The sequence below is a fragment of the Streptomyces sp. NPDC059828 genome (assembly GCF_042731955.1).
Classification (GTDB): domain Bacteria; phylum Actinomycetota; class Actinomycetes; order Streptomycetales; family Streptomycetaceae; genus Streptomyces.
On sequence record NZ_JBHWIW010000034.1, the window covers coordinates 1 to 24,541 of the forward strand.

At 70.0% G+C, this 24,541-nt stretch carries 25 protein-coding genes and 1 tRNA gene; 18 read left to right on the plus strand and 8 right to left on the minus strand.

The genetic code is table 11. The features are described from left to right. On the minus strand, window positions 1–924 hold a 924-nt coding region (locus tag ACFV6V_RS20500), incomplete at its 3' end, for a sensor histidine kinase (protein ID WP_385566898.1). Window positions 925–1,169: 245 nt separating this feature from the next. Here ACFV6V_RS20500 and ACFV6V_RS20505 point away from each other — a divergent pair. The 13 genes from ACFV6V_RS20505 to ACFV6V_RS20565 all read left to right on the plus strand — a co-directional run bounded on the left by ACFV6V_RS20505 (window position 1,170) and on the right by ACFV6V_RS20565 (window position 13,155). Further along, window positions 1,170–1,571, plus strand: coding sequence for an NADH-quinone oxidoreductase subunit A (locus ACFV6V_RS20505; protein WP_385566901.1), 402 nt, complete (start codon window positions 1,170–1,172; stop codon window positions 1,569–1,571). Then, window positions 1,562–2,203: an NADH-quinone oxidoreductase subunit B gene (locus ACFV6V_RS20510; protein WP_385566904.1), complete on the plus strand. Its 642-nt coding sequence runs from the start codon at window positions 1,562–1,564 to the stop codon at window positions 2,201–2,203. The genes ACFV6V_RS20505 and ACFV6V_RS20510 overlap by 10 nt, the downstream gene beginning before the upstream one ends. After that, on the plus strand, window positions 2,200–3,444 hold the full coding sequence (locus ACFV6V_RS20515; RefSeq protein ID WP_385566906.1) for an NADH-quinone oxidoreductase subunit C: 1,245 nt from the start codon (window positions 2,200–2,202) through the stop codon (window positions 3,442–3,444). The genes ACFV6V_RS20510 and ACFV6V_RS20515 overlap by 4 nt, the downstream gene beginning before the upstream one ends. Then, complete coding sequence (locus tag ACFV6V_RS20520; protein ID WP_385566908.1) at window positions 3,441–4,409, plus strand: NADH-quinone oxidoreductase subunit H; 969 nt, start codon at window positions 3,441–3,443, stop codon at window positions 4,407–4,409. Before ACFV6V_RS20515 ends, ACFV6V_RS20520 begins: the two co-directional genes overlap by 4 nt. Next, a complete protein-coding gene (locus tag ACFV6V_RS20525) occupies window positions 4,409–5,020 on the plus strand; it encodes a NuoI/complex I 23 kDa subunit family protein (protein ID WP_385566911.1) in 612 nt (203 codons plus the stop codon). Before ACFV6V_RS20520 ends, ACFV6V_RS20525 begins: the two co-directional genes overlap by 1 nt. Beyond that, window positions 5,017–5,637: an NADH-quinone oxidoreductase subunit J gene (locus ACFV6V_RS20530; protein WP_385566913.1), complete on the plus strand. Its 621-nt coding sequence runs from the start codon at window positions 5,017–5,019 to the stop codon at window positions 5,635–5,637. Before ACFV6V_RS20525 ends, ACFV6V_RS20530 begins: the two co-directional genes overlap by 4 nt. Then, window positions 5,637–6,005 (plus strand): NADH-quinone oxidoreductase subunit NuoK, encoded by a 369-nt coding sequence (gene nuoK, locus ACFV6V_RS20535; RefSeq protein WP_385566916.1) that lies wholly within the window; start codon window positions 5,637–5,639, stop codon window positions 6,003–6,005. Before ACFV6V_RS20530 ends, nuoK begins: the two co-directional genes overlap by 1 nt. Continuing rightward, a complete protein-coding gene (locus ACFV6V_RS20540; protein ID WP_385566919.1) occupies window positions 6,002–7,990 on the plus strand; it encodes an NADH-quinone oxidoreductase subunit L in 1,989 nt (662 codons plus the stop codon). The genes nuoK and ACFV6V_RS20540 overlap by 4 nt, the downstream gene beginning before the upstream one ends. Window positions 7,991–7,993: 3 nt before the next feature. Next, complete coding sequence (locus ACFV6V_RS20545; RefSeq protein ID WP_385566921.1) at window positions 7,994–9,571, plus strand: NADH-quinone oxidoreductase subunit M; 1,578 nt, start codon at window positions 7,994–7,996, stop codon at window positions 9,569–9,571. Further along, entirely contained in the window at window positions 9,568–11,154 is a 1,587-nt protein-coding gene (locus tag ACFV6V_RS20550; RefSeq protein ID WP_385566924.1) for an NADH-quinone oxidoreductase subunit N, read from the plus strand. Before ACFV6V_RS20545 ends, ACFV6V_RS20550 begins: the two co-directional genes overlap by 4 nt. Window positions 11,155–11,279: 125 nt before the next feature. Next, on the plus strand, window positions 11,280–11,738 hold the full coding sequence (locus tag ACFV6V_RS20555; RefSeq protein WP_385566927.1) for an MscL family protein: 459 nt from the start codon (window positions 11,280–11,282) through the stop codon (window positions 11,736–11,738). Window positions 11,739–11,902: 164 nt separating this feature from the next. After that, window positions 11,903–12,766, plus strand: coding sequence for a zinc metalloprotease HtpX (gene htpX, locus ACFV6V_RS20560; RefSeq protein WP_385566929.1), 864 nt, complete (start codon window positions 11,903–11,905; stop codon window positions 12,764–12,766). Beyond that, window positions 12,763–13,155: a YccF domain-containing protein gene (locus ACFV6V_RS20565; RefSeq protein WP_385566932.1), complete on the plus strand. Its 393-nt coding sequence runs from the start codon at window positions 12,763–12,765 to the stop codon at window positions 13,153–13,155. Before htpX ends, ACFV6V_RS20565 begins: the two co-directional genes overlap by 4 nt. Window positions 13,156–13,419: 264 nt before the next feature. Here the strand turns inward: ACFV6V_RS20565 and ACFV6V_RS20570 are convergent, their stop codons facing one another. Further along, the gene (locus ACFV6V_RS20570; protein WP_385566935.1) at window positions 13,420–14,670 is read right to left on the minus strand and encodes an APC family permease; all 1,251 of its coding nucleotides are present in this window, start codon (window positions 14,668–14,670) and stop codon (window positions 13,420–13,422) included. A gap of 110 nt (window positions 14,671–14,780) precedes the next feature. Between ACFV6V_RS20570 and ACFV6V_RS20575 the strand changes: the two genes are divergently transcribed. Then, window positions 14,781–15,050 carry a GlsB/YeaQ/YmgE family stress response membrane protein gene (locus ACFV6V_RS20575; RefSeq protein WP_361283422.1) on the plus strand — a complete coding sequence of 90 codons (270 nt, stop codon included), beginning with the start codon at window positions 14,781–14,783 and terminating at the stop codon, window positions 15,048–15,050. Window positions 15,051–15,088: 38 nt separating this feature from the next. On the opposite strand, the gene ACFV6V_RS20580 is transcribed toward ACFV6V_RS20575, so the two are convergent. The 3 genes from ACFV6V_RS20580 to ACFV6V_RS20590 all read right to left on the minus strand — a co-directional run bounded on the left by ACFV6V_RS20580 (window position 15,089) and on the right by ACFV6V_RS20590 (window position 16,981). After that, the gene (locus ACFV6V_RS20580) at window positions 15,089–15,763 is read right to left on the minus strand and encodes an alpha-ketoglutarate-dependent dioxygenase AlkB family protein (RefSeq protein WP_385566937.1); all 675 of its coding nucleotides are present in this window, start codon (window positions 15,761–15,763) and stop codon (window positions 15,089–15,091) included. After that, window positions 15,760–16,278 (minus strand): methylated-DNA--[protein]-cysteine S-methyltransferase, encoded by a 519-nt coding sequence (locus tag ACFV6V_RS20585; protein WP_385566939.1) that lies wholly within the window; start codon window positions 16,276–16,278, stop codon window positions 15,760–15,762. The genes ACFV6V_RS20580 and ACFV6V_RS20585 overlap by 4 nt, the downstream gene beginning before the upstream one ends. Before the next feature lie 214 nt (window positions 16,279–16,492). Then, a complete protein-coding gene (locus ACFV6V_RS20590; protein ID WP_385566942.1) occupies window positions 16,493–16,981 on the minus strand; it encodes a YajQ family cyclic di-GMP-binding protein in 489 nt (162 codons plus the stop codon). A 203-nt stretch (window positions 16,982–17,184) separates the two neighbouring features. Here ACFV6V_RS20590 and ACFV6V_RS20595 point away from each other — a divergent pair. After that, window positions 17,185–17,266: transfer RNA gene (locus ACFV6V_RS20595), tRNA-Tyr, on the plus strand. A gap of 1,222 nt (window positions 17,267–18,488) precedes the next feature. Here the strand turns inward: ACFV6V_RS20595 and ACFV6V_RS20600 are convergent. Beyond that, window positions 18,489–20,060 carry an FG-GAP-like repeat-containing protein gene (locus tag ACFV6V_RS20600; protein ID WP_385566944.1) on the minus strand — a complete coding sequence of 524 codons (1,572 nt, stop codon included), beginning with the start codon at window positions 20,058–20,060 and terminating at the stop codon, window positions 18,489–18,491. A gap of 85 nt (window positions 20,061–20,145) precedes the next feature. Then, entirely contained in the window at window positions 20,146–21,216 is a 1,071-nt protein-coding gene (locus tag ACFV6V_RS20605) for an amidohydrolase family protein (protein ID WP_385566947.1), read from the minus strand. Window positions 21,217–21,555: 339 nt separating this feature from the next. Between ACFV6V_RS20605 and ACFV6V_RS20610 the strand changes: the two genes are divergently transcribed. The 3 genes from ACFV6V_RS20610 to ACFV6V_RS20620 all read left to right on the plus strand — a co-directional run bounded on the left by ACFV6V_RS20610 (window position 21,556) and on the right by ACFV6V_RS20620 (window position 23,796). Next, window positions 21,556–22,251, plus strand: a complete 696-nt coding sequence (locus ACFV6V_RS20610; RefSeq protein WP_385566949.1) for a L,D-transpeptidase — start codon at window positions 21,556–21,558, stop codon at window positions 22,249–22,251. A 335-nt stretch (window positions 22,252–22,586) separates the two neighbouring features. Then, window positions 22,587–23,135 (plus strand): hypothetical protein, encoded by a 549-nt coding sequence (locus tag ACFV6V_RS20615; protein WP_385566951.1) that lies wholly within the window; start codon window positions 22,587–22,589, stop codon window positions 23,133–23,135. Between the two features lie 34 nt (window positions 23,136–23,169). Next, the gene (locus ACFV6V_RS20620; RefSeq protein ID WP_385566954.1) at window positions 23,170–23,796 is read left to right on the plus strand and encodes a class F sortase; all 627 of its coding nucleotides are present in this window, start codon (window positions 23,170–23,172) and stop codon (window positions 23,794–23,796) included. A gap of 24 nt (window positions 23,797–23,820) precedes the next feature. On the opposite strand, the gene ACFV6V_RS20625 is transcribed toward ACFV6V_RS20620, so the two are convergent. After that, window positions 23,821–24,477, minus strand: a complete 657-nt coding sequence (locus ACFV6V_RS20625; protein WP_385566956.1) for an SDR family oxidoreductase — start codon at window positions 24,475–24,477, stop codon at window positions 23,821–23,823. Window positions 24,478–24,541 lie beyond the last annotated feature (64 nt).

The following is a 24,541-nucleotide window of genomic DNA, read 5'->3' on the forward strand; positions in this document are numbered from 1 at the left end:
GGCGACGGAGGACAGGGCGGCGTTCAGGCCGCGGTCGGTGAGGACGGCCGGGTGGATCCCGCGGGCGAGGTCGCGCAGCTCCTTCAAGGCGAGCTGCACCTCACCGTGTGCCTCGTCGACCATGGCCGCCGCCGCGTCGGGGTCCTCCAGCAGCTTCTCCTTGGCGAGCCCGAGCCCCATCGCGAGGGCGACCAGGCGGGCCTGGGCGCCGTCGTGCAGGTCGCGTTCGATACGCCGCAGATCGGCGGCTGCCGTGTCCACGACCACGCCCCGGTCCGACTCGAGCTCGGCGATCCGTCGCTCCAGCTCGTCGGAGGGCGAGAGCAGCCCGCGTACCAGCGCACGGTCGGCGTTGGTCATGCCCCTCGCGATGTACGGCAGCACCGGCCACAACACCAGGAGGCTCGTCAGCGCCACAGTGAAGCCGACGATGCCCCAGGGCAGCCGGATGACCGAGTACAGCACGGAGCGCCAGCCCACCGGGTCCTTCAGACCCAGCCACAGCCGGGTGACGAGACCCTCTCCGCGGCGCCGCGGCAGGGGGCTCGGCTCCTCCACCAAGACGCCGAGCAGGGCCCGCGCCCGTGCCCGCTCGCCCTTGGCGATCAGCCGTGAACCGGCGAGACCGAGCGCAAGCAGCGGCAGACCGACGACCGTGACGGACAGCCCGGCTCCGACGGAGACCATCGACACCGTGTAGACGAAGCCGACGACGGCCACGGGCAGGCCGGAGAGGAGATAGGCGATCTCCTTCCAGGTGTGCCGGTCATAGGCGAAGCGGGCGGGTGGGAGCGGCGCGTCGTGCTTCGCCGTGCCGGTGCCGGCACCGGGGCTGCTTGTGCTGGTGCCGCTGTCGGTGCCGGTGCCGGTGGCTGTCGCGGTGCTCGCCGCTGCGCCGCCGCCGGGAGTGCTGGTCACGGTCATGAGCGCAAGCCTGCCGGGTGGGATTCGCCCACGCCATGGGGTATGTGGGCCGCCGGGAAGTAGGGATATCCCCCGTGTCGAGCCATTTCTTCAGGACCTCTGGGTGGCTGATCCCCGACCAAAGCGTGATACGGCTGCTTACCCTGCCCTTACTAGGGCCTAGACTCCCGTGCGAAAGGATCGTCGATCGCACCAGGTCGTCGTAACGATTCATCGAACGCAGGGGTAGGGAGCGAGGGACGGACGTGCCGGAACCCACCGAACCGACCGTACTCGCGGCCGACTACTTCCAGAGCTACTCGGTCGTCGGGCTGCTCGCCGTCATCGGAGTCCTCTTCGTCGCGGTGGCCTTCGGCGCGGGCCGCCTGCTGCGCCCCGTCGTGCCGACCCCCGAGAAGCTGCTCACCTACGAGTGCGGCGTCGACCCCGTGGGAGAGGGCTGGGCCCACACCCAGGTCCGCTACTACGTGTACGCCTTCCTGTACGTGATCTTCGCCGTCGACTCGATCTTCCTGTTCCCATGGGCCACGGTCTTCGCCGCGCCCGGATACGGCGCGACGACGCTCGTGGAGATGTTCATCTTCCTCGGCTTCCTGGCCGTGGGACTGCTGTACGCATGGAAGAAGGGCGTCCTCGCATGGACGTGACCCCACAGACCCCCGAGCCCGTGCTGCTGCCGGAGCCGTCGGTGCGACCTGCCGAAGGCGGGGGGAAGCTGGGTGTGCTCTCCCGGCTCGCCCCCGAGCCGATGAAGGTGGTGCTGAACTGGGGTCGTCGTTACAGCCTCTGGGTCTTCAACTTCGGGCTCGCCTGCTGCGCGATCGAGTTCATCGCCGCGTCGATGGCCCGACATGACTTCATCCGCCTCGGCGTGATTCCTTTCGCGCCCGGTCCGCGTCAGGCCGACCTGATGATCGTGTCAGGCACCGTGACCGACAAGATGGCGCCCGCGGTGAAGCGGCTCTACGAGCAGATGCCCGAGCCCAAGTACGTCATCTCCTTCGGTGCCTGCTCGAACTGCGGCGGCCCCTACTGGGACTCGTACGCGGTGACCAAGGGTGTCGACCAGATCATTCCCGTCGATGTGTACGTGCCCGGCTGCCCGCCGCGGCCCGAGGCGCTGCTCCAGGGCATCCTCAAGCTCCAGGAGAAGATCGCCCGCGAGTCGCTGAGCGAGCGATACGGCTCCGGCCCGGGCCGGGCGTCCGTCGGCGAACTCCGCAGCGGTCTGGTCACCCCGCCGCCCGCCCCAGGGACCACCCCGGGAGCCGCCTCGTGAGCTCCTTCGAGACGGACATCGCCGAACGCTTCGGGTCTGAGGCCACTGCGGAAGCGGCGTACGACCTGCTGACCGTGGACGTGCCCGCCACCGGTTGGCTGGACGCGCTGCGCATCGCACGCGACGAGCTCGGCTGCACCTACTTCGACTGGCTGAGCGCCGTCGACGAGCCCGGCACCGGCTTCCGCGTCTGTGCGCACGTCGCCGCGCTGGGGACACCGGGCCGGGAGGAACACACGGTCCGCCGTCTGCTGCTCCGTACGACGGTGCCGCACGAGGCCCCCACCCTGCCGACGGCCGTCGGCGTCTACGCGGGCGCGGCCTGGCACGAGCGCGAGACCCACGAGATGTTCGGCGTCAGCTTCACCGACCACCCGCACCTGGTGCCGCTGCTCCTTCCGGAGAACTTCGAGGGCCACCCGCTGCGCAAGGACTTCGTGCTCGCGGCCCGTGTGGCCAAGGCGTGGCCCGGCGCCAAGGAGCCGGGGGAGTCCGACCACGGAGGTCCGAAGCGGCGGCAGACCCTTCCGCCCGGCGTCCCGGATCCGAACGAGTGGGGCCCTCTCAAGGGCCAGCTCCCCCCTGCACCTGCCCGCCCCGCCCGCACCCCGCGCGCCGCGGGCGAACGCCCGGTGCGGCGCACGCGCAGCGTGACGGAGGGCTCCGCCAGCCAGACCCCCGAGGCTACGGAGGCGCCCGCACCCGCACCGGGACGCCGCGCGCGCACCGCGGCCGAGGGCTCGGCGAGCCAGCAGCCGGAGACGCCCCGGCGTGCACGCAGCGAGAGCGAGGCCCCGGCCGCCCAGACCGCGGAGGCCCCGGCCACGCCGTCCGAGGGCACCGCGCCCACCCCCCGCCCGCCCCGCAGCACCGACGCCCCATGGCACCACGCCCGCCCCGCCTTCGACGACGCAACGCCCGAGACGGAAGCCAAGGCCACATCGGCACCGGTGGAAGCCGCGCCCGAGACGGAAGCCAAGGCCACATCGGCTCCGGTGGAAGCCGCGCCCGAGACGGAAACCGAGGCCACATCGGCACCGGTGGAAGCCGCGCCCGAGACGGAGGCCACACCGGCACCCGTCCCTGAGCCTGCGCCCGATGGCGATGGCGATGGCGATTCCGGCTCCGCGGCCGGGGCGGATCCCGACGCTCACCCGTCCCCGACATCCCGCACGGCAGATGGCTCCGGCGAAGGAACCGGTGCCGCGCGGGCCGACTCCGAAGGAGACGACTCCGCATGAACGACGCGCTCGACGTCGCCCTGCGGCTGATCGTCGTCTTCGCCGTGTTCCTGGTCCTGCCGCTGGTCATCGGGCAGACCGAGCACAAGGTGATGGCGCATATGCAGGGCCGCCTCGGTCCGATGTACGCGGGCGGTTTCCACGGCTGGGCCCAGCTTGTCGCGGACGGTGTGAAGTTCGCGCAGAAGGAGGACGTGGTCCCGGCCAACGCCGACCGCCGGATCTTCCAGCTCGCACCCGCCGTGGCGCTGCTTCCGTACCTCCTCGTCCTGGTGGCCATTCCGATCGGACCCAGCGAGGGCGCGGTCGGCGTGCTGATCGACGCGGGCATCTTCTTCGTGCTCGCCGTGATGGGTGTCGGTGTGCTCGGCTCGCTGATGGCGGGCTGGGCGTCGGCCAACAAGTTCTCCCTGCTCGGCGCGCTGCGCACGGCCGCCCAGTTGCTCGCGTATGAGTTGCCGATGCTGCTCGCCGCCGCCTCCGTCGCGATGGCGGCGGGCACCGTTTCCCTCCCTGGCATCCTGAACGCCTTCGAGTGGTGGTGGCTGCCCTGGCAGATCGTGGGCGCCATCGTCTTCTTCGTCGCCGGTCTCGCCGAGCTTCAGCGTCCTCCCTTCGACATGCCGGTCGCCGACTCCGAGATCATCTTCGGCGCGTACACGGAGTACACCGGGCTGCGTTTCGCGCTCTTCCTCCTGGCCGAGTACGCCGGCATCGTCGTCCTCTGCGGTCTCACCACCGTCCTGTTCCTCGGCGGCTGGCACGGCCCGTTCGGAGCTGACGGCCTCGGCTGGGTCTGGACCCTGCTCAAGACGGCGCTGCTCGCGTTCATCGTGATCTGGCTGCGGGTGACCTATCCGCGACTGCGCGAGGACCAGCTCCAACGGCTCGCCTGGACGACGCTCGTCCCGCTCGCCCTCGCCCAGATCGCCCTCACCGGCGTCGTGAAGGTGGTGATGCAGTAATGGCCATCCCCGGATCCGGCCTGGCGAAGGGCCTCGCGGTCACGCTTCGCACGATGACGCGCAAATCCGTGACCGCGCAGTACCCGGAGGTCCAGCCCGAGCTCCCGCCCCGCACACGCGGTGTGATCGGTCTGTTCGAGGAGAACTGCACGGTCTGCATGCTCTGCGCCCGTGAGTGCCCTGACTGGTGCATCTACATCGACTCCCACAAGGAGACGGTCCCCGCTGCCGCTCCCGGTGGCCGTGAGCGCAGCCGCAATGTCCTCGACCGCTTCGCGATCGACTTCTCGCTCTGTATGTACTGCGGTATCTGCATCGAGGTGTGTCCTTTCGACGCGCTGTTCTGGTCACCGGAGTTCGAGTACGCGGAGACCGACATCCGCGAACTCACCCATGAACGGGACAAGCTCCGCGAGTGGATGTGGACGGTCCCCGAGCCGCCCGCACTCGACCCCTCGGCGGAGGAGCCCAAGGAGCTCGCCGCGGCGCGCAAGGCTGCCGAGAAGCAGGAGGCCGAGCGGCTGGCCGCACAGCAGGCCGCCGCAGAGCAGGGCGGCGCAGGACCGGGCACCCCGGCACAGCCCGACGCCACCCAGAAGGGAGAGTCGTGAGCCTGGCAGCCGAAGCACACGGCTTCCTCTCCCCGAACGGCGTCGAGATCGCCTTCGTCCTGGTGGGCATCGCGACGCTCGCCGCGGCCGTCATCACGGTGACGACCAAGCAGCTGGTGCACGCCGCACTCTGGCTGGTGGTGGCGCTCGGCGGCCTCGCCGTCGAATACCTGCTGCTGACCGCGGAGTTCATCGCCTGGGTGCAGGTGCTGATCTATGTCGGTTCCGTGGTCGTCCTCCTCCTCTTCGGTCTGATGCTCACCAGGGCGCCCATCGGCCGCTCCCCGGAGGCCGACTCGGGCAACCGCCCGGCAGCCCTCGTCGTGGCCGTCACCTCCGCGGCCGCCCTGGTCTGGGTGGTCGTGGACGCCTTCCGTACGACCTGGATCAATCTCGACGGGCCCAGCCAGGGTTCCACCCGGGTGTCCGGCGAGATCCTGTTCCGGCACTGGGTGCTGCCGTTCGAGGCGCTCTCCGTCCTGCTCCTGGCCGCCCTGGTGGGGGCGATCGTCCTGTCCCGCAAGTCCCCGGCGAGCGGGCCACGGCCCGGTGCCGCCCCCGACCGCTCCGGTACGGGCCAGGGAAGCGGCGCGGCCCGAGAAGAGGGGAAGAGCTGATGCATCTCGCCTACCCCGCAGTGCTCTCCGCCCTGCTCTTCTGCACCGGGCTGTACGGAGTGCTCGCGCGCCGCAACGCGATCCTGGTGCTGATGTCCGTCGAGCTGATGCTCAACGCGGTCAACCTCAACCTGGTCGCCTTCGACGTCTGGCTGCGCGACGCCGTGCACGCGGGCCAGGCCTTGACGCTCTTCACCATCGCCATCGCCGCCGCGGAGATCGGCATCGGTCTGGCGATCGTCCTGATGGTCTACCGCAACCGCGGCACCTCGGACATCGACAAGCTCCGCGACACCGCCGAGGGCGCACAGAGCGCCGAGGAGGCGGCCGAGCCCGCCCCGGCAGAGAAGGCTGAGGCCACCGCGTGACCACGACGACCCTCGCCGTACTCGTCCCCCTCCTCCCCTTCATCGGCGCGGCCGCTGGCCTGCTCACCGGCCGCAAAGCGCCGGGCTTCGTGCGCCCGCTGGCCGTACTGCCGACCCTGGCGGCCCTCGCGCTGGCGGTGTTGGTCGCGGTGCGCCAGGGCGGCGGCACGCCGATCACCGCCTCCACCGAACTCACCCCGACCGGCTCGGTCCCCATCGATCTCGCCCTCTACCTGGACGGCTTCGCGGTCCTGGTCGCCGTCCTCGTCGGGCTCGTCGCGTCGTGTGTGCAGATCTACTCGACGGCGTATCTGCGTGACGACCCCCGCTACCCCTCGTACGCGGCACTCGTGTCACTGTTCACCTCCGCGATGCTGCTGGTCGTCTACTCCGGCGACCTGATGGTGCTCCTGGTCGGCTGGGAGATCATGGGCATCTGCTCGTACTTCCTGGTGGGCCACTACTGGGAGACGCCCGAGGCGCGCGCCGCCTCCCTGAAGGCCTTCCTGGTCACCAAGCTCGGTGACGTCCCCTTCCTCTTCGGTCTGTTCGCCCTGGCCGTCGATGCCGGTACGTTCAACATCAAGGGCGTACTCGGGGCCGTCGCAGCGGGCGCGATCGACCACCCCACGCTCGTCGCACTGCTGCTGCTCGCGGGTGTCGCGGGCAAGTCCGCGCAGTTCCCGCTGCACACCTGGCTCCCCGACGCCATGGCCGGCCCCACTCCGGTCTCCGCGCTGATCCACGCCGCGACGATGGTCGCCGCGGGTGTCTACTTCGTCGCCCGTCTGCTGCCCGTGTTCGCCGAGTCCGCCGCCGCTCTCGTCGTGCTCGCCGTGATGGCCGCCATCACGATGGTCGGCTCCGCGCTCGCCGCCCTCGCCCAGGACGACATCAAGCGGGTTCTCGCCTACTCGACCATCGGTCAGCTCGGATACATGTCAGGTGCGCTGGCCGTCGGTGACCGTGGCGCTGCCGTCTTCCACCTCCTGTCGCACGGCGCCTTCAAGGCGCTGCTGTTCCTCGCCGCCGGCGTGATCATCCACGCCGCCGGAACGAACTCACTCGCCGCCATGTCCCGGATGAGCGGCCTGACCAAGCGGATCCCCGACGCGTACTGGACGATGACGATCGCCCTGCTCGCGCTGGTCGCGATTCCGCCCTTCGCCGGCTTCTTCTCCAAGGAAGCCGTGCTCGTGGCCGCCGAGCACACCGCGCTCGGCGAATCGCATTTCGCTCCTTCCAGTGCCGGCTGGACCGTCCTGGTCGCGGGACTGCTCACCGCCCTCCTCACTGCCGCATACGCCACCCGCCTGTGGTTGCTGACCTTCCGCGGCCAGGGCGCACCGGCTCCGGACCATGGCAGGCAGCCCCTCGCCATGAACGCCGTGCTCTGGGTGCTCGCCATCCCGTCACTCGGCTTCGGTCTGAGCGCCGCGTTCATCGACGACTGGTTCGACGGACGGCCGCTCACCCCGACCCTCACCACCGGCATGCTCGGTACCGGTGTCGCCCTGGTCGGCGCCCTGGTCACCTACGGCACCTGGCGTCACACCACGGCCATGGCGGCCCGGGCCGCCGCGGCCACCTCCCCGAAGCAGCCACAGTTGGTCGCCCACCCGGACGCAGAGCCCGGCCTCGTCGAGGCCGAAGCCCTGCACCTGCCGCACCCCACGGCCGACCCCGCCGACCCCGGACGGCTGCTCCTCGGCCCGCTGCACCGCCCCGCGGCGGCCGGCTTCCACCTGGACGCCGTCTACCGCACCCTCTTCGTCCGCCCCGTCCTGGCCGCCGCCGAGCTGGTGCGCTTCCTGGACCGAGAGGTGGTCGAGACCTATGTGCGCGGTGTGGGCACCGGCACCAACTGGCTGGGCTGGCTCGTCCGCCGTGCTCAGACCGGCAATGTGCAGACCTACCTCAGCGCCCTGCTGGCCGGCTCCGTCGTCCTGGCGATCGCCGCCGTACTCGTCGCCGCCGGAGTGTGAGCCGTGATCGATATCAGCGAATCCGTGATGCAGTTCCTTCTCGCGTTCATCGTCGTCGGCCCGCTCATCGGCGCCGCGGCAGCGCTGCTGCCCGCCCCGCCTGGGCTGAAGGGGAAATCGCACGAGCAGGCCGTGCTCCGGCACGGGGTGACCGTGACCGGCGTCATCCTCGCCGCCGCCATCGTCCTCACGCTCGGCTTCGACCACGACCAGCCGTCGAAGATGCAGGCCACGACGGATATCAGCTGGATCCCGGCACTCGATGTGCGGATCCATCTCGGCATCGACGGCATTTCGCTTCCCCTCCTCGTCCTGACCGCGCTGCTGGCCTTCCTCTGCGCGCTGTACAGCTACTACAAGATGCCCGCCGGGCCGTCCCCGAAGGCGTTCGTCGCCCTGCTGCTCGTCCTCGAGTCAGGCACCCTCGCCACCTTCGCCGTGCTCGACCTGCTGCTCTTCTTCCTCGCCTTCGAGACGGTCCTCGTCCCGATGTACTTCCTCATCGCCCGCTGGGGTGGCGAGGGCCGCCGGGCCGCGGCCTGGAAGTTCATCCTCTACACACTGCTCGGTTCGGTCGTCATGCTGCTCGGCCTGCTCCTCGTCGGAGTCAAGGCCGGCACGTTCGACATGGTGGCACTGGCCACTGACAACGGCCGCGGAATGAGCACATCCGTGCAGCTCATCGCGGTTTTCGCGATCGGTATCGGCCTCGCCGTGAAGACCCCGATGTGGCCGCTGCACAGCTGGCTCCCGGACGCCCACACCGCCGCTCCGACCGTCGGCTCCGTCCTGCTCGCCGGTGTCCTGCTGAAGATGGGCACCTACGGCTTCGTCCGTATCGTCCTGCCGGTCGCGCCCGACGGGATGCAGGTCTTCGCCCCCTATCTCGCCGCCTTCGCCGTCGCCGGGATCATCTACGGTTCGCTGGCCTGTCTCGCCCTCGCCAGGTCCGGCAGCAAGGGCGACCTCAAGCGGCTGATCGCGTACTCCTCGGTCGGCCACATGGGCTTCGTCCTCCTCGGCATCGCCACCATGACCCCCACCGGCGTCAACGGCGCGCTGTTCGCCAACATCGCCCACGGCCTCATCACCGGCCTGCTCTTCTTCCTGGTCGGCGCGATCAAGGACCGCTACGGCACCGCCGACCTCGACGCCCTGGCCGGAGCCACCGGCGCCGCACTGTACGGACGGGCGCCCCGCCTCGGCGGACTGCTCGCCTTCGCAGCCGTCGCCTCCCTCGGCCTGCCGGGGCTCGCCGGATTCTGGGGCGAGATGCTGGCCCTCTTCGCCGCCTTCGATCCCGCCGACGGCCTCAGCCGCCCGGCCTTCCTCACCTTCATGGTGATCGGCGGCCTCGGCACCCTCCTCACCGCCGCGTATCTCCTCGTCGTCGTCCGGCGCGTCTGCATGGGCGGCACCAGGCCTGCGGGCGAGGTGCAGCTCGCCGACGTCCAGGGTTACGAGTTCGCCGCCTGGACCCCGCTCGTCGCCCTCACCGTCATCGCCGGACTCTGGCCCGCGATCCTCCTCGGCCTCACCGACCCGGCCGTGCAGAAGCTCCTCGCAGGAGGAAAGGCATGACCTCCCTGGCCGCCACCCACGTGCTTGCCGCGACCGCCGGACCGGCCGCGTCCGCCGGGCCCGCCGCCTCCGTCGTCCAGTCGGTCGACTGGCTCGCGATCGCGCCGCCCACCATCGCCGCCGTGGTCGGGCTGATCATCCTGGTCGCCGACCTCTTCGTACCCGAAGCGAAGAAGGCGTACCTGGGCTACGGGGCCATCGCCGGTCTCGCCGCCGCCGTGCTGTCCCTGGCCCCGCTGCGCAAGGGCGACCGCTCCACCTTCTGCCTCACCACCGCCCCGGACGCGTGCAGCTACACCGCGGACCGCTTCGCCCTGGCCATCCAGTTCCTGGTGCTCGGCGGAGCGCTGCTCACGGCGCTGCTCTCGGTCACCGAGACCAAGGAGCGGCTGCCCGCGGGCGAGTACTGGTTCCTGCTGCTGTCGTCCGCCGCGGGCGCCGCCCTGCTGCCTGCCTCGCGTGACCTGGCCACCCTGGTCGTGGCTCTCGAAGTGGCCTCGCTCCCGGCGTTCGCACTCGTGGGCATGCGGCGCGGCGACCGGATGTCGAGCGAGGCGGCGCTGAAGTTCTTCCTCTCGTCGGTGACCGCCACCGCCGTGATGCTGCTGGGTGTGAGCTTCGTCTACGCGACCACCGGCAGTCTGCACCTCACGCAGATCGCCGGCCGCCTCGACGACGTCCCCGGCCAGCTGGAAACCCTGGCGCAGGCGGGCGTCGCCCTCACACTCGTGGGCTTCGCCTTCAAGACGGCCGCCGTGCCCTTCCACTTCTGGGTGCCCGACACCTATGTGGGCGCGCCGCTGCCCGTGGCCGCATATCTCTCGGTGGTCGGCAAGGCCGTCGGCTTCTCGGGGCTCATCCTGGTCACCGTCATCGCCTTCCCTGCGTACGCGGACATCTGGGGCCCCGCCCTGGCGGTGTTCGCCGCGCTGACCATGACCGTGGGCAACGTGGCGGCCGTACGCCAGTCCGTCACGCGCCCCTGGAGCGCGGTTCGGCTGCTCGCCTGGTCGTCGGTGGCGCAGGCCGGCTACATCCTGGTGCCGATCGCGGCAGCCGCGTACTCCAGCGACGACCAGATCGGCTCCACCGTCGCGTACGCGCTGATGTACGCGATCGTCAACCTCGGCGCTTTCGCCGTGGTCGCGCTGGTCGCCCGCACCAGCCCGCGCAACCGGATCGCCGACTACCGCGGCCTCTACGCCACCCGGCCGGTGACCGCTCTCGCGATGGGCTTCTTCCTGCTCTGCCTGGCGGGGCTGCCGCCCGGTGTCATCGGTCTGTTCGCCAAGGTCACGGTGTTCTCGGCGGCCGTGGACGCCGGACTCGGCTGGCTCGCGGTGATCATGGCCGTGAACGTGGTGATCGCGCTCTACTACTACCTCCAATGGACCGCGCTGTTGTTCCGCGCCCCCGTGGACGCCGAGGCCGGCACCCCGGGGGACGCCGTGGCCGCCTCTCCGGTGCGGCACAAGGCTCCGGCACTGGTCATGGCCACGATCGCGGTCTCGGCGGTGGCGGGCATCCTGCTGTCCGGCTGGCCCCAGCTGGTGCTGCGCTTTGCCGCGACCAATCTGTTCTGAGGTTCGGACGAGCGGATACACGGGGTAGGCGAGACGGACGGGTAGCCGGGGTTCGACAAGCAGGGCCCCCACCCGGCACGGTGTCCAGACACAGGGACACGCCACAGAGCAAGGGAGAGCCGGCAGTGCTGAGCGGATTCAAGGACTTCATCCTCCGCGGAAACGTGATCTCGGTGGCCATCGGCCTGGCCGTCGGAGCGGCCTTCACGGCGGTCGTCACCGGCTTCAGCAACGCCTTCATCATTCCGCTGATCGGAGTCGCCACCAAGGGCACCGGGGACTACAGCAAGGCGATCTTCGAAGTCGAGGGCGTGAAGTTCCCGTACGGGCTGTTCATCAGCGCCATGATGGCCTTCCTGATCACGGCCGCGGTGCTCTACTTCTGCGTCGTCGTCCCGATGATGAAGGTGCAGAACCGGTTCACGAAGGAAGAGCCGGTCAGTATCAAGGCGGCCGTGCGCGACTGCCCCCGCTGCTACAGCGAGATCCCGGCGATCGCGAGCCGCTGCGCTCACTGCACCAGTGACGTCGAGCCGGTCCCCGAGGCCCTGGCGAAGGCCGGACTGCTGCCCGCCCAGCGCTGACCCCCGCCCCGGCCGGGGTGTCACCCGAACGGAGCAGCCCGCTGCCCGTGGCGGCAGGGGAACCCGAGGCTCTCGCCTGGCGTTGACCAGTACGGGAGGGTCCACTGGAGAGCGGACCATGACCAGCAGAGGGTTCCCCTGCCGCACCACATGGAGGGCGTACCGTGCACCGCCGGCACAACGGGCTGAGGACCGCCGTTCTCCTCGGGGGCCTGTCCGCCCTCATCATCGTCATCGGCAGCTTCTTCGGCCGTACGGGCCTGATCGTCGCTCTTCTGGTGGCGATCGGGACCAACGCGTACGCGTACTGGAACAGCGACAAGCTGGCGCTGCGTGCCATGCGTGCCCGCCCGGTGAGCGAGTTCGAGGCGCCCTCGCTGTACCGGATGGTCAGGGAGCTCTCCACCCAGGCCCGCCAGCCGATGCCCCGGCTGTACATCTCGCCCACGCAGGCCCCCAACGCCTTCGCCACCGGCCGTAATCCGCGAAACGCCGCGGTCTGCGTCACCGAGGGCATCCTCCAGATACTGGACGAGCGCGAGCTGCGCGGTGTCATCGGCCATGAGCTGAGCCATGTCTACAACCGGGACATCCTCATCTCGTCCGTCGCCGGAGCGCTCGCCTCCGTGATCCTGTTCCTTGTCAACTTCGCCTGGCTGATCCCGATCGGGCGCTCCGACGACGACGAGGGGCCGGGCATCCTGGGCCTCATCCTGATCATGATCCTGGGACCGGTCGCCGCCTCCGTGATCCAGCTCGCCATCAGCCGTTCCCGCGAGTACGAGGCCGACGCCTCCGGCGCCCGGCTCACCGGCGATCCGCTCGCCCTGGCCAGCGCCCTGCGCAAACTCGAAGCGGGCACCAAGCAGTTGCCCCTGCCGCCTGAGCCGAAGATCGAGACAGCGAGTCATATGATGATCGCTAATCCTTTCCGTCCAGGTCAGGGGCTGTCGAAGATGTTCTCCACGCACCCGCCGATGGCGGAACGTATCGCCCGGCTCGAGCAGATGGCAGGTCGCCGATCATGAAGACCGTCCTGAACGTCATTTGGCTCATCCTGTGCGGCTTCTGGATGTTCCTCGGCTATCTCCTCGCCGGTGTGCTGCTCTGCATCACGATCATCGGGATTCCGTTCGGCCTGGCTGCATTCCGCATCGGCGTGTACGCGCTCTGGCCGTTCGGCTACACGGTCGTGGAACGGCATGACGCGGGCGCGCCGTCCTGTGTCGGCAATGTGCTCTGGCTGGTCCTGGCCGGCTGGTGGCTGACGCTCGGCCATATCGTCACGGGCGTCGCGCTCTGTCTGACGATCATCGGCATCCCTCTCGGCATCGCCAACTTCAAGCTGATCCCTGTGTCGCTGCTGCCGCTCGGCAAGGAGATCGTGCCGACGGACGAGCCGTTCGCGACACGGTGATGCCAGGGCGGTGCGGGCCACGGGGCCGTGAGGCCCGAGGCGGCGCTCGCCTGGCGGCCGGCCGGCGAGGGCGATGACGCGGTCATCGCCGAAGGGTCGTGAGCCGGGGGCCTGTTCAGCGCCTGGCCCGCCCCCGTGCGCAAGCGCTGGGGCTTCCTCGGGTGCGTTGCGGAGGGCCAACTGGTCGAACCCGTGGCGGAGATGCGAGGGCAGGGCTCGGCTCCGCTCGCCTGCCCGGCGGCACACCGGGCGACAAGGGCTGCGTCACGGTCGTTCCCGGCTGATCCGCACCCGGTCCCGGACCGCGTACGCCGCCGCGCCTGCCGCCAGCACCGCCGCACCCGCCACCACCGAGGACAACGGCAGGCTGAACGCCAGGGCCAGACAGCCCGCGAGTCCGAGCGTGGCGACTACTCGCCAATAGGAACCGAGAGTCCACGCAGAGGCGTTGGTCAGGGCGTAATAGAGAAGAACTCCGAAGGAAGAGAATCCGATCGCACCCCGCACATCCACCGTCGCCGCGACGACCGCCACCACCGCCCCCACGGCGAGTTCGGCGCGGTGCGGCACGTGAAACCGGGGGTGCACGGCCGCGAGCACACGAGGGAGGTAGCCGTCCCGAGCCATCGCCAGCGTGGTGCGGGAGACGCCGAGGACCAGCGCCAGCAGGGACCCGAGTGCGGCCACCGCCGCGCCCGCACTCACCACCGGGACGAGCCACTGCGATCCGGCTGCCCGGACGGCATCCGCCAGCGGAGCCGTCGACCGACCGAGCCCATCCGCCCCCAGTACGGAAAGGACCGCGATCGCGACACACAGATACACCACCAGAGCGATACCGAGTGCCAGTGGAATCGCGCGCCGGATCGTCCGGGCCGGATCCCGGACCTCTTCGCCGAGTGTGGCGATCCGCGCATAGCCGGCGAACGCGAAGAACAGCAGCCCGGCAGCCTGCAGCACACTCCTGGGACCGTCGCCCGCGCTGCCCGGGGCCAGGCGTGCCGGATCCGAAGCCGACGACACCAGACAGGAGGCGACCACCGCGGCCAGCACCGCGAGTACGACCGCCACGATCGCGCGAGTCAGCCACGCCGACTTCTGAACGCCCCGGTAGTTCACGGCAGTCAGCGCCACGACCGCGGCGACCGCCACCGCATGCGCCTGGTCCGGCCAGACGTAGGCGCCGACGGTCAGTGCCATCGCCGCGCAGGACGCGGTCTTGCCGACGACAAAGCTCCAGCCCGCCAGATACCCCCAGAGGGGGCCGAGCCTCTCGCGGCCGTACACATATGTCCCGCCCGACACCGGATAGCGGGCCGCGAGCCTGGCCGACGCCATGGCATTGCAGTACGCCACGAACCCGGCCAGCCCCAGCCCGATGAGCAGCAGCGTCCCGGAGCCGGCCGCAGCTGCGGCCGGTGCCATCGCCACGAAAACCCCGGCCCCGACCATGGAACCCAGCCCGACAATCACGGCGTCGGACACACCGAGCGACCGCTTCAGCTCCTGTGCCATGGGCGCACCCTACTCACGGTGCAACCACGCCCGGCCCCAGGGGCGTCTGCACAGATGAGGACCCGTACAACACGCACACGGCACCCGCGTGCGGAGAGGCAGGCCACGGTATGAGCATCATCAGCTGGATCGTCCTGGGGCTGCTTGCCGGGATCGTCGCCAAGGTCCTGCTGCCCGGGCGCGACCCCGGGGGCTTCATAGGGACGACCCTCATCGGCGTCGCGGGCGCCTTCGTGGGCGGCTGGATATCGGCCCGCTGGCTGGACCGGCCCATCACCAAGGACTTCTATGACGGCGCCACGTGGGTCTCCGCCATCGGCGGCGCGCTCGTCCTGCTGATCGCCTACCGGATCCTGTTCGGCCACTCGCGCTCACGCTAGCTCTGGGACAAGGGCCGGGACCGGGTTCGGGCGGCCGTTCAGCCGTCGAGCCCCGTCTCGCGCAGGGTGATGTTCAGTCGGCCGGTCAGGCCCAGAGCAGGGTCGGCCGTACCCGGATGGACCTTGGGCACACCGTGGTAGGCGAAACGGGATGCCCCGCCGAAGACGAACAGGTCGCCGGATGCCAGCTCCACATCCGTGTAGGGCTTGCCGCGGTTGTCCGTGTTGCCGAAACGGAAGAGGCAGGTGTCGCCGATACTCAGGGACACCACCGGTGCACCGGAGCGCTCATCCTTGTCCTGGTGCATGCCCATTCTCGCGTCACCGTCATAGAAATTGATCAGCGCGGTGTCCGGGGTGTACGGCTCCCCGGTCGGCGCGCCGGCCGGGGCCTGCTCGCCGTAGGCATCGGCCAGTGCCTCACGGCCCAACACCACCAGCCAGCCGGGGAGCTCGGCGACCGGTGCGCCGTTCACGTCGTCGGCCGTGCGGGTGTAGCGGTAGGGCTGCCAGTGCCAGCCCAGGCACACCGTCCGCACGGACATCACCCCGCCGCGCGGCAGTCTGGTGTGCCGGAACGGCACGGGCCCCTGGGCCCAGTCGCGGCACGCCTCGACAAGCTCCCGCTGCCGGGCCGCCGACAACCACCCGGGCACATGCACGGCCCCGGGGGCCACTTCGGCCCGTGCTCTCGGGAACAGCCCGGCGGTCATGGGACGAGTGCGCCTTCCAGCCCGAGCAGCCGCTCCTTGCGCTCGAGCCCGCCCGCGTAGCCGCGCAAGGTGCCGTCGGCGCCGATCACCCGGTGGCAGGGCCGCACGACCAGCAGCGGATTCCGCCCGATCGCCGTACCCACCGCCCGCACACCCGCACCCGAGGCGCCCACCTGCTCCGCGATCTGCCCGTAGGTGACGGTCCGCCCATACGGAATGTCCTCCAGCGCCCTCCAGACCCGCCGCTGGAAAACAGTCCCCGAGCCGCCGTCGGCCGCATCGGCGTGCCCGATGGTGAAGCTCCGCAGCTCCCCGGCGAAATACGCCCGCAACTGCCGGGCGATCTCCTCGAACGCCCCCGGCGCCCGCTGCCAGCCGTCCCGCACGACTGTCGCGCCCTTCTGCTCCGGCAAGGAGAGCGACAGCAGAGCCGTCCCGCCCGGGGCGGTGGCAGACACCTCGCCGACCAGCAGCAGCTCACCCAGGGGGCTGTCGACTTCCGTGTACACGGTCATGGCTGTCTCGGTCCTCTCCTCGTACCGTCTCGCGACTTCCGAGTCTGGTCCTGCGGACGGAGCCGGTCTGGCAGGAATCGGACATCACGTGCGTCAGAAGGAGCACAACGAGGGCCGCGATCGGGGCCGGCCTCGGCGGTGCGCCCCCCCGCCGTGCCCCCCGCCGTGCCCCCGTCGTGCCCCCCCGTTGTGTCCCGTGAGGTCAGCGGCTTGATCAGCGGTAGTTCACGAACTGGAGCGCGAAGTCGAAGTCCTGGCCCTTCAGCAGTGTGATCACGGCCTGGAGGTCGTCCCGGCTCTTGGAGCTGACGCGCAGCTCATCGCCCTGCACCTGAGCCTTGACGCCCTTCGGGCCCTCATCGCGGATGACCTTCGCGACCTTCTTGGCGTTCTCCTGGGAGATGCCCTCCTCGATCGAGGCGAAGAGCTTGTACTCCTTGCCGGACAGCTGCGGCTCGCCCGTGTCCACGGCCTTCAGCGAGATGCCCCGCTTGATCAGCTTGGACTGGAAGACGTCGAGGATGGCTGTCACCCGCTCCTCGGAGTTCGCCTGCATCAGGATCTTCTCGCCGGACCAGGAGATCGACGCCCCGACGTTCTTGAAGTCGTAGCGCTGCGAGATCTCCTTGGCGGCCTGGTTGAGGGCGTTGTCGACCTCCTGCCGCTCGACCTTCGAGACGATGTCGAAACTGGAGTCGGCCATGTGCTGTGGCTCCTTGATGTCGGGGGCGAATCGGTGCGTGTACGGACGGCCGGGCTCCGCCGGACCGCTGCGGCAAGCCTAGTCACCCGGCCCCGTCGAGGCGCTGATCAATCCGGTGGCGAAGCACCCTCGCACATCAGGTATTGTTTACGTCGTTGCCACGGAGCACCGCCTGAGAGCGGCCACTCTGGCGACAATCCCATGGCGGTGTGCCCGAGTGGCCAATGGGAGCGGACTGTAAATCCGTCGGCTTAGCCTACCCAGGTTCGAATCCTGGCGCCGCCACGCGATGAGAACGGCCCCTGAGCAGCGGAAACGCTGATCGGGGGCCGTTTCGCTGTGCCCGCGCTCAGAGCATGCCTGTCTCGAGCCTCTGGACGACACGGGAATGAGACTTCCGTGCGCCACCTGCGCAGACGGGCCCGATGGACGGTTCATGCGGTGGACGAGCCCGCCCGCCCACTGCGCTGATGGAGACGGGCGGAGATCTTGGTGTTGGCCGCGTGGTCATCACCCTCGGGAACTCCGCGTACACCCGGAAGAGGACGGCCGTGCTGTGACCGGCTCGCTGGCGCGCGACGCCAGTGGAGACGGTCGCGTGGCGAGTCATGCGGGCGCTTGGACCTCGTGTTCAGAGGCGAGAGGACATCCTCCCGAGCCCGCGCCCCCACCTCGCCGGTGGAAGTCCGCGGGTGCCGTCGCGGTGGAACGCGGAGGGCATTCGACCGCGCCAGCCGAGAGCCCCGCAGCATGCGCTGAGAGGAGAACACGAAGTCAGGTGATCCTGACCGAGCTTCCGTCGGGGAGCGTGCACGAAGCACCAGCGTATGGGTTGTTCTTAACCGTTCCGCCCTGCGCTGCGCATTCTTCGGCCGTGATGGTCGGGAACGCCACTGCTTCGGCGGCGGCAGCTCCAATGGCGGTCATGCCGGCGAAAGTTGCTGTGGCAAGCGCGAGGCCGATCAGTCGTCGTATGCACATGGGTCACTCCAGTCCGGTGCCCCCGGTCCGGTCCCCACTGAGGACGACCAGTTCCTGAAGCCAGGGGCGCCCTATGACCCAGGATGGGCGCTGGCTGGCAGGTCCGCGAGTCCTGGCAGAGGTGCAGCGCGACCCAGGTCTGTGACGTGTTCCTTCCACGGCGCGGCGCCGCTCCCTCATGACCCCGGTCGTGGACCGCGAGCATTCTCCCGCTGGCCACGGGTCAACTCTCGGGAGCTGACAGTTGCGGAAGCTGCCGCGAGATCGCCAAGACGGTGACGCCCCTGCGGCGGCAGCCGGCGCTGGAGCAGGACAAGCGGTTGACCGCGGCGTCGCGGGGGCGGAGTCCCTGGGCACTCGCCGAGTCGGCAAGGCGCAGCAGAAGCGCGCGGTCTGACGGCTACGACCGGCGAGTGCCTCAGGTGCGGACGGGTGCCGCAGGGCGGGTGGGCTGACGTAGGTGTTCCGTCCCCGGCCTGACGGCGGCTCAGGCCACTGAGGGGCCTGGCGATGTTCTGGCAGCGGTCTACCGGGACAGGAGGGTGAAGCCGTAGCCGTAGTCGTGCTGGATCTTCGGGTCGGTGGGAGCCTTCACCTCGCGGGTGGGCGCGGTCCCGGCGACCGTGCCGTCCTTCTTCGTGCCGACCGACCACAGATTCGACCGGCCGATACCGTGCACGAGGAGGGCGATCTCTGGTTGCTTGTCCGCGTTCAGGTCCGTGACCTTGAGCTCATGGCCGAAGCGGAGAACGGTCTGCTTGGGGACGGCGGGCAGGCCGCTCGCCTTGCGGCCGTAGAACGCCGCGCCGGTGGCGACCACGCCCTTGGGCGAGCCCTTCAGGACGTACACGCCGCCACCGCTCCTGGGTGCGCAGCCGTCGTCGCAGGCGGGGTAGTTCTCGCCGGGCGCGCCCACGATGAGGTCGGGGTAACCGTCGCGGTTCAGGTCGCCCACGTCGAGAACGGCGCCGAACTGGTCCATCTCCTTCGGGGTGCCGGGCACGCCCGGTGTGTCCTCGGTGAACACCCTCACCCGGCGGCGGGTGTCCACACCCTTCGCCGAGCCGAAGGTGATGTGTACGCGGCCGGCGGTCTGCTCGGTCTCCCAGTCGGCGGCGCGGTCGCCGACCGCGATATCGCCGTAGCCGTCCTTGTCGAAGTCCGCGATGACGGGCTTGCTCCCCGACCGCAGCAGCGTCGGCGTAGCCTTCAGCCCGGCCGAACCGCCGAGCAGCACGCGGCCCGGGCTGGAGGCGTACTCGTTGCCGCTGCCGTTGAACGCGACGAGGTCATCCGCCGCGTCCTTGTTGATCCGGCCCGCGGCCAGGCGCTTGTTGTCCCAGGAGCCGTAGCTGACCTTGAAGCCCGGATCCACGGGCGTGACGGAGGCCGGCTTGCCGGTGGCGCTGAACGGCCCCCGGAAGAGGTCGAGGCGGCCCCCGTGACCGATGACGAGGTCGGTCTTGCGGTCCCCGTTGAAGTCGCCGGCCACGAGCACGGAGCCGAAGGCGCCGCGCTGCACGGGGGCGTTGTCGGCGACGGACACGCCGCCCTTGAGGCCGCTCGGGCTGCCCCACAGGAGGGTGACCGTCCCCTGGTCGTCGCTCTCGGCCGCGGTGTCCTGCCAGGAGGCGGCGACCGCCAGGTCGGCGTACCCGTCCCCGTTGAAGTCGCCGTTGGCGAGCACGTCGCCGAAACCGTTGTTCAGTTCGGCCCTGCCCGGGACGCCCGGGCTGTCCTGGGTGATGATCTTCAGTCCGGTGCGCTGCGCGCCGTACTTCGAGCCGTACGAGACGGTGACGTACCCCGCACCCCAGCCTGCGTTCTCCTTCTCGGCGGTACCGGGCACGATCAGGTCCGCACGAGGTTCGCTCATGGCAAGGTCGGGGTAGCCGTCGCCGTTGAAGTCGTCCGGGTAGCGCGTGGCCGCCGGCCCCTTGGGCTTGGTCGCCTTGACCGTCTGGGCCGTCATCTTGGCCGTGGTCTCGGTCGCCGTGCGGGTGGACTCGGCCGCGGTGGCGGACGACGCCAGCAGGCCGCTGCCGAGCGTGCCGGCCGCGGCAGCCACCACGACGGCATGGCGGATGTGTTTGCGCATGGATGGTCCCCCTGGTGGAGTTGATCTTTCCAGCAACGAGACACCCGCGTGCGCTGAAGGGTTGTACGAAGGCGAGGGCGTGTTGTCAGCGCACGACCCGGCCCCGCAGGATCACCCGCTTCGGTCGCCCGAGAGTCCCGAGCGCCCTCAGCGCCGCCGTGGGGTCCTCGTCGTACACGACGAGATCCGCGTGTCCTCCATCGATCAGTCCGGGCAGCCCCAGCCACTCCCGTGCCGTCCAGGAGGCAGCCCCCAGTGCCGCATCGGCCGGCATTCCGGCACGCGTCAGCCACTGGGACTCCGCGGCCACGGTGCCGCAAGGGAAGCTGTCCGTTCCGGCGAGGACGGTGACGCCCGCCTCGTGGGCCAGCCGGACGTTGCGGAGCATCCCCTGCCAGCCGTCGAGCCAGTGCGAGCGCCTCGGGCCGGGGTCCCGGCTCTGCCAGATCTCGGCACTGCGCGCGAACGCCGAGAGGGTCGGTACGAACGCCGTGCCCTGCCCGGCCATCAGGACCAGGAGTTCCGGATCGAGATGCATCCCGTGCTCGAGGCTGTCGGCGCCGGCCAGTACCGCGTTCCGTGAGCCCTCAGCGGTCTGGCAGTGCACCGCGACCCGTCCCCCGACGGCGTGCACGGCGGCCACGGTCGCCCGCATCACATCCAGCGGTACGGCGGGCTGGTCCCAGCGCCAGTCGCCGATGACCTTGCACCAGCCCGAGGATGCCGTGGCCTCCTCGACAGCCGCCGCCGGTATTTCGTCCTCGCCGATGTCCCGTCCCACTCCGGGGAAGAACCGGCCGGGTGTCGCCAGCCACCTGCCCGCCGACCGCACGCGTGGGAGACCGGCCTCCGTGTCGACCCAGCCGGGCATCCGCTCCGCTGTCCCCGGGGTGCGCACCGTCAGCACACCCGCATCGCGGTGCGCCGACAGGTGTTGGCGCAACAGTGCCTCGTCGAACGGATCGTCAGGGTTTTCCGCCCCTGGATGCGTATGAACGTCGACCAGGCCGGGCAGGAGCCATCCGCCGTCCACCACCCTCTCCACCTGCTTCGACACGGCGCGCGCGGGCGGCACGGTCCTCAGCTTCTCGCCGTCGATCCAGAACGTGCGTTCCTCGCGCTCGGGCAGGACGACACCCCGTATGCCAATGATCATGACCGCGAACGTACACTCCGGTCCCTTGCCGCGGCCTGGCTCCCCGGCGAGGGAAGGCGACACGCGCTGACCGGCATGACCACCGCCGAGTGGTGGGACGTGCTGCCTGCGGGCGCAGCCGCGGCCGGTGGCGCCGGCCGGGACCCGGCCGCCCGCCTCGCGGTCACGTTCGACGTCGCGAGCCGGATGTGCCCGGTACTCCCGGCGGCAACGCGGTCCGCCGACGGCGCTGAGGGCCGTTACAGAACTGTCCCCTTCCGGTGCGCAACTACTCTCCACCTCGCATCGTCTACCAGGCGGAACTTGCACCACGCGCGCATGCATAAGGAGTCGACAGCCGTGGGGGACATACGCAGACGAGGAATCGTCGCACTCGGGATCACCGCACTCGTGACCCCGCTCGCTCTGGCCATGGGGACCACGACCGCGCAGGCGGCGTCGTGCAGCACACAGGCAGGGCCGTATCAGAAGCAGGTCGAGAAGTTCCTCGGCCGACCGGTGGACGGAAAGCAGTCCTCCGCCGACTGCAAGGCGATCCAGGCTTTCCAGACAAAGCACTCGATCACCCCGAACGCGGGATACGCCGGGCCCATCACCTGGGGTGTGATGGATCTGATGAACAAGCAGAAGGCGGTCGGGAAGACCCCGAACAAGTCCGGTGCCTGCCCGACGAACAAGGGCCGGATCGCCTGCGTCAACCTGACTCTCCAGCTGAGCTGGATCCAGGACGGGGCGAAGCTGGTGTACGGGCCCGTCCCGGTGCGTACCGGCCGGGACGGCCATGAGACCCGCACCGGCGCGAAGAAGGTCTACTGGCGCGACATCGACCATGTGTCCAGCCTGTACGACGTGCCCATGCCGTACAGCCAGTTCTTCGACGGCGGCCAGGCCTTCCACTCGGTCGGCATCAGTGTCTGGGCTCCGCCCGGTTCGCACGGGTGCGTGAACATGACCAAGACGGACGCGGCCAAGTACTGGAGCCTGCTGCGCAACGGTGACGACGTCTTCGTGTACGGGCGCAAGCCCGGAACCTGAGCATCCCGGTACTGAGCGCCTGAACGTCTGAGTTCGCGTGCCTCTCAGTTTCTGACGGAGCCCGGCGGCAGCCATTGTCGCCGGGCTCCGTCACGCCGGGGCGCGCCCGCCGACACCCGTTTGGCGTGTGGCGCCGGTATGCCGGTGTTCCCTCGTTGGGCCCAGCGCGGCCCGTGGACCTGCGCTGATGATCTGATGTGCCGGCAGGTCGGCGACGCCACCTCGTGTCATTCCGGTCATTTAGTAATACGAGCTGATTTTCTTGCCTCCTGAGCGTGGCGTCATGCCGGGACAAGGCGTCCTGCCGCGCGCTCGCCGGAGACTGGTGGTCAGTCATGCGCAGTGCACGTGTTCTCGCCGTTGGCGCCCTGGCCGTGATCGCCTGCGGATGGCCGGCCGTCGCGACGGCCGTCGACGAGTCCGCGGGCCGCGAGTCGGTGAGCCGCGAGTCGGTGAGCCGGGAGACCGGGAGCAGCGGGTCCGAGATCAGCGTCAGCCCGGACGTGGCATTCCCGGGTTCCACCATCACGGTCAGCACCACGGCCTGCGAGGACGAGGTCACGTACGCCAAAGGGCAGGCGGAGTACGCGGGCCAGATCAATCTGACGGAGACGGGCCACGAGGGTGAACTCGCGGGCGACTTCACCGTCCCTGACGACGTCGAGGAGGGCGTCTACGACATCACGGTCAAATGTCCGCCGGGCACCCGCGTCGAGACGAGCTTTGAAGTGGCCCGACGCCCGAGTGGTGCGGTGCACGGGGGTTTCGGCGGCGCGACGGGACTCAACGGGACGGAGGTCGTCATCGGCTCCGCGCTGCTCGCCGGAGCCTCGGCCATCGGCGTGATCGCGATGCGGCGTCGTGCCGACAGCGGTTCCGCCTGAGCGGCGGGCCCGCGCCGTCGAGCGACGTGCGCCCGTGCCCTCACGCAGGATCATCCTCGTCGTCGTCCCCATCGGTATCTGGCTGCTGATCCGGGGGCTGATCGGCGAGAGCGCCCCGCAACCGCCGAGCGACCAGTCCGCCGGGGGCGGCTCCGGGCCGAACGCCGCCCAACGGGCCTCGATCCACCGCGCGGTGCACGCGCTGCCCCGTTCCGCTCCGGTCAGGGTGCGCATCCCCGCCATCCACGTCGACGCTCCGATGACGAAGCTGGCGCTGGACAAGAAGGGCGCGCTCCAACTGCCGCCGCCCGGCAAGTCCAACCTGGCCGGCTGGTACGTACACGGGCCCGCACCGGGGGAGGCCGGGGCCGCCATCGTGGCCGGTCATGTGGACACACCCAGCGGGCGGGCCGTCTTCTACTCGCTCGGGGCGCTGCGGAAGAAGAACACCATCGAGATCACGCGCCAGGACCGGCGCACTGCGGTGTTCTCCATCGACGCCGTCGAGGTGTACGCCAAGCGCTCGTTCCCCAGCAAGAAGGTCTACGGCGGTGGCTCGGCACCCCAGTTGCGGATCGTCACCTGCGGCGGCGGATACCGGAAGTCCACGGGCTATCAGGGAAATCTGGTCGTCTACGCGAGCCTGGTCCGGGTGAAGTAGCCGGTGGCTGCCGTCGGCAGCGGCTCAGTTGCCCGCGATCGCCCTGACGGCCACCGCGACCGGCACCGACCCGCCGATCAGCTCCAGCGTCAGCCCCGCCGTCGCCGGGGTGTCGACCAGCTCCGCGAGAACCGCGGCCACATCGTCCCGCGGTACGGGTCCGCGCCCGGTTTCGGCTTCCAGCCTGACCAGTCCCGTGCCCGCGTCGTTCGTCAGCATCCCGGGCCGCAGGATCGTCCAGTCCAGGCCGGTCCTCCCGCGTACGTACTCGTCGGCGGCGCCCTTGGCCCGCAGATACGCGTCGAACACCTCGTCGCCCGCGTGACCGGAGTCGGCACCCATCGAGGAGACGACGAGGAACCGGCGTGCGCCCGCCCGTTCGGCGGCTTCCGCGACGAGCATCGCCGCCCGCCTGTCCACCGTCTCCTTGCGTTCTGTGCCGCTGCCCGGCCCGGCGCCGGCGGCGAACACCGCCCCGTCGGCGCCCTGCAGCACCGCCGCCACCTGTTCCACCGAGGCCGACTCCAGATCCATCAGGACCGGTTCCGCGCCCGCGATCCGCAGATCATCACCCTGCTCGGGTTTGCGGATGATGCCCGCGACCTCGTGTCCGCGCACCGAGAGCAAGCGCTCCAGGCGCAGCGCGATCTGACCGTGTCCTCCCGCGATGACAATGCGCATGCTCACGACCGTACGCCGGTCGATGTCCCGATGCGCGCGCCGGGCCCCGGCGCGCGCATCGGCC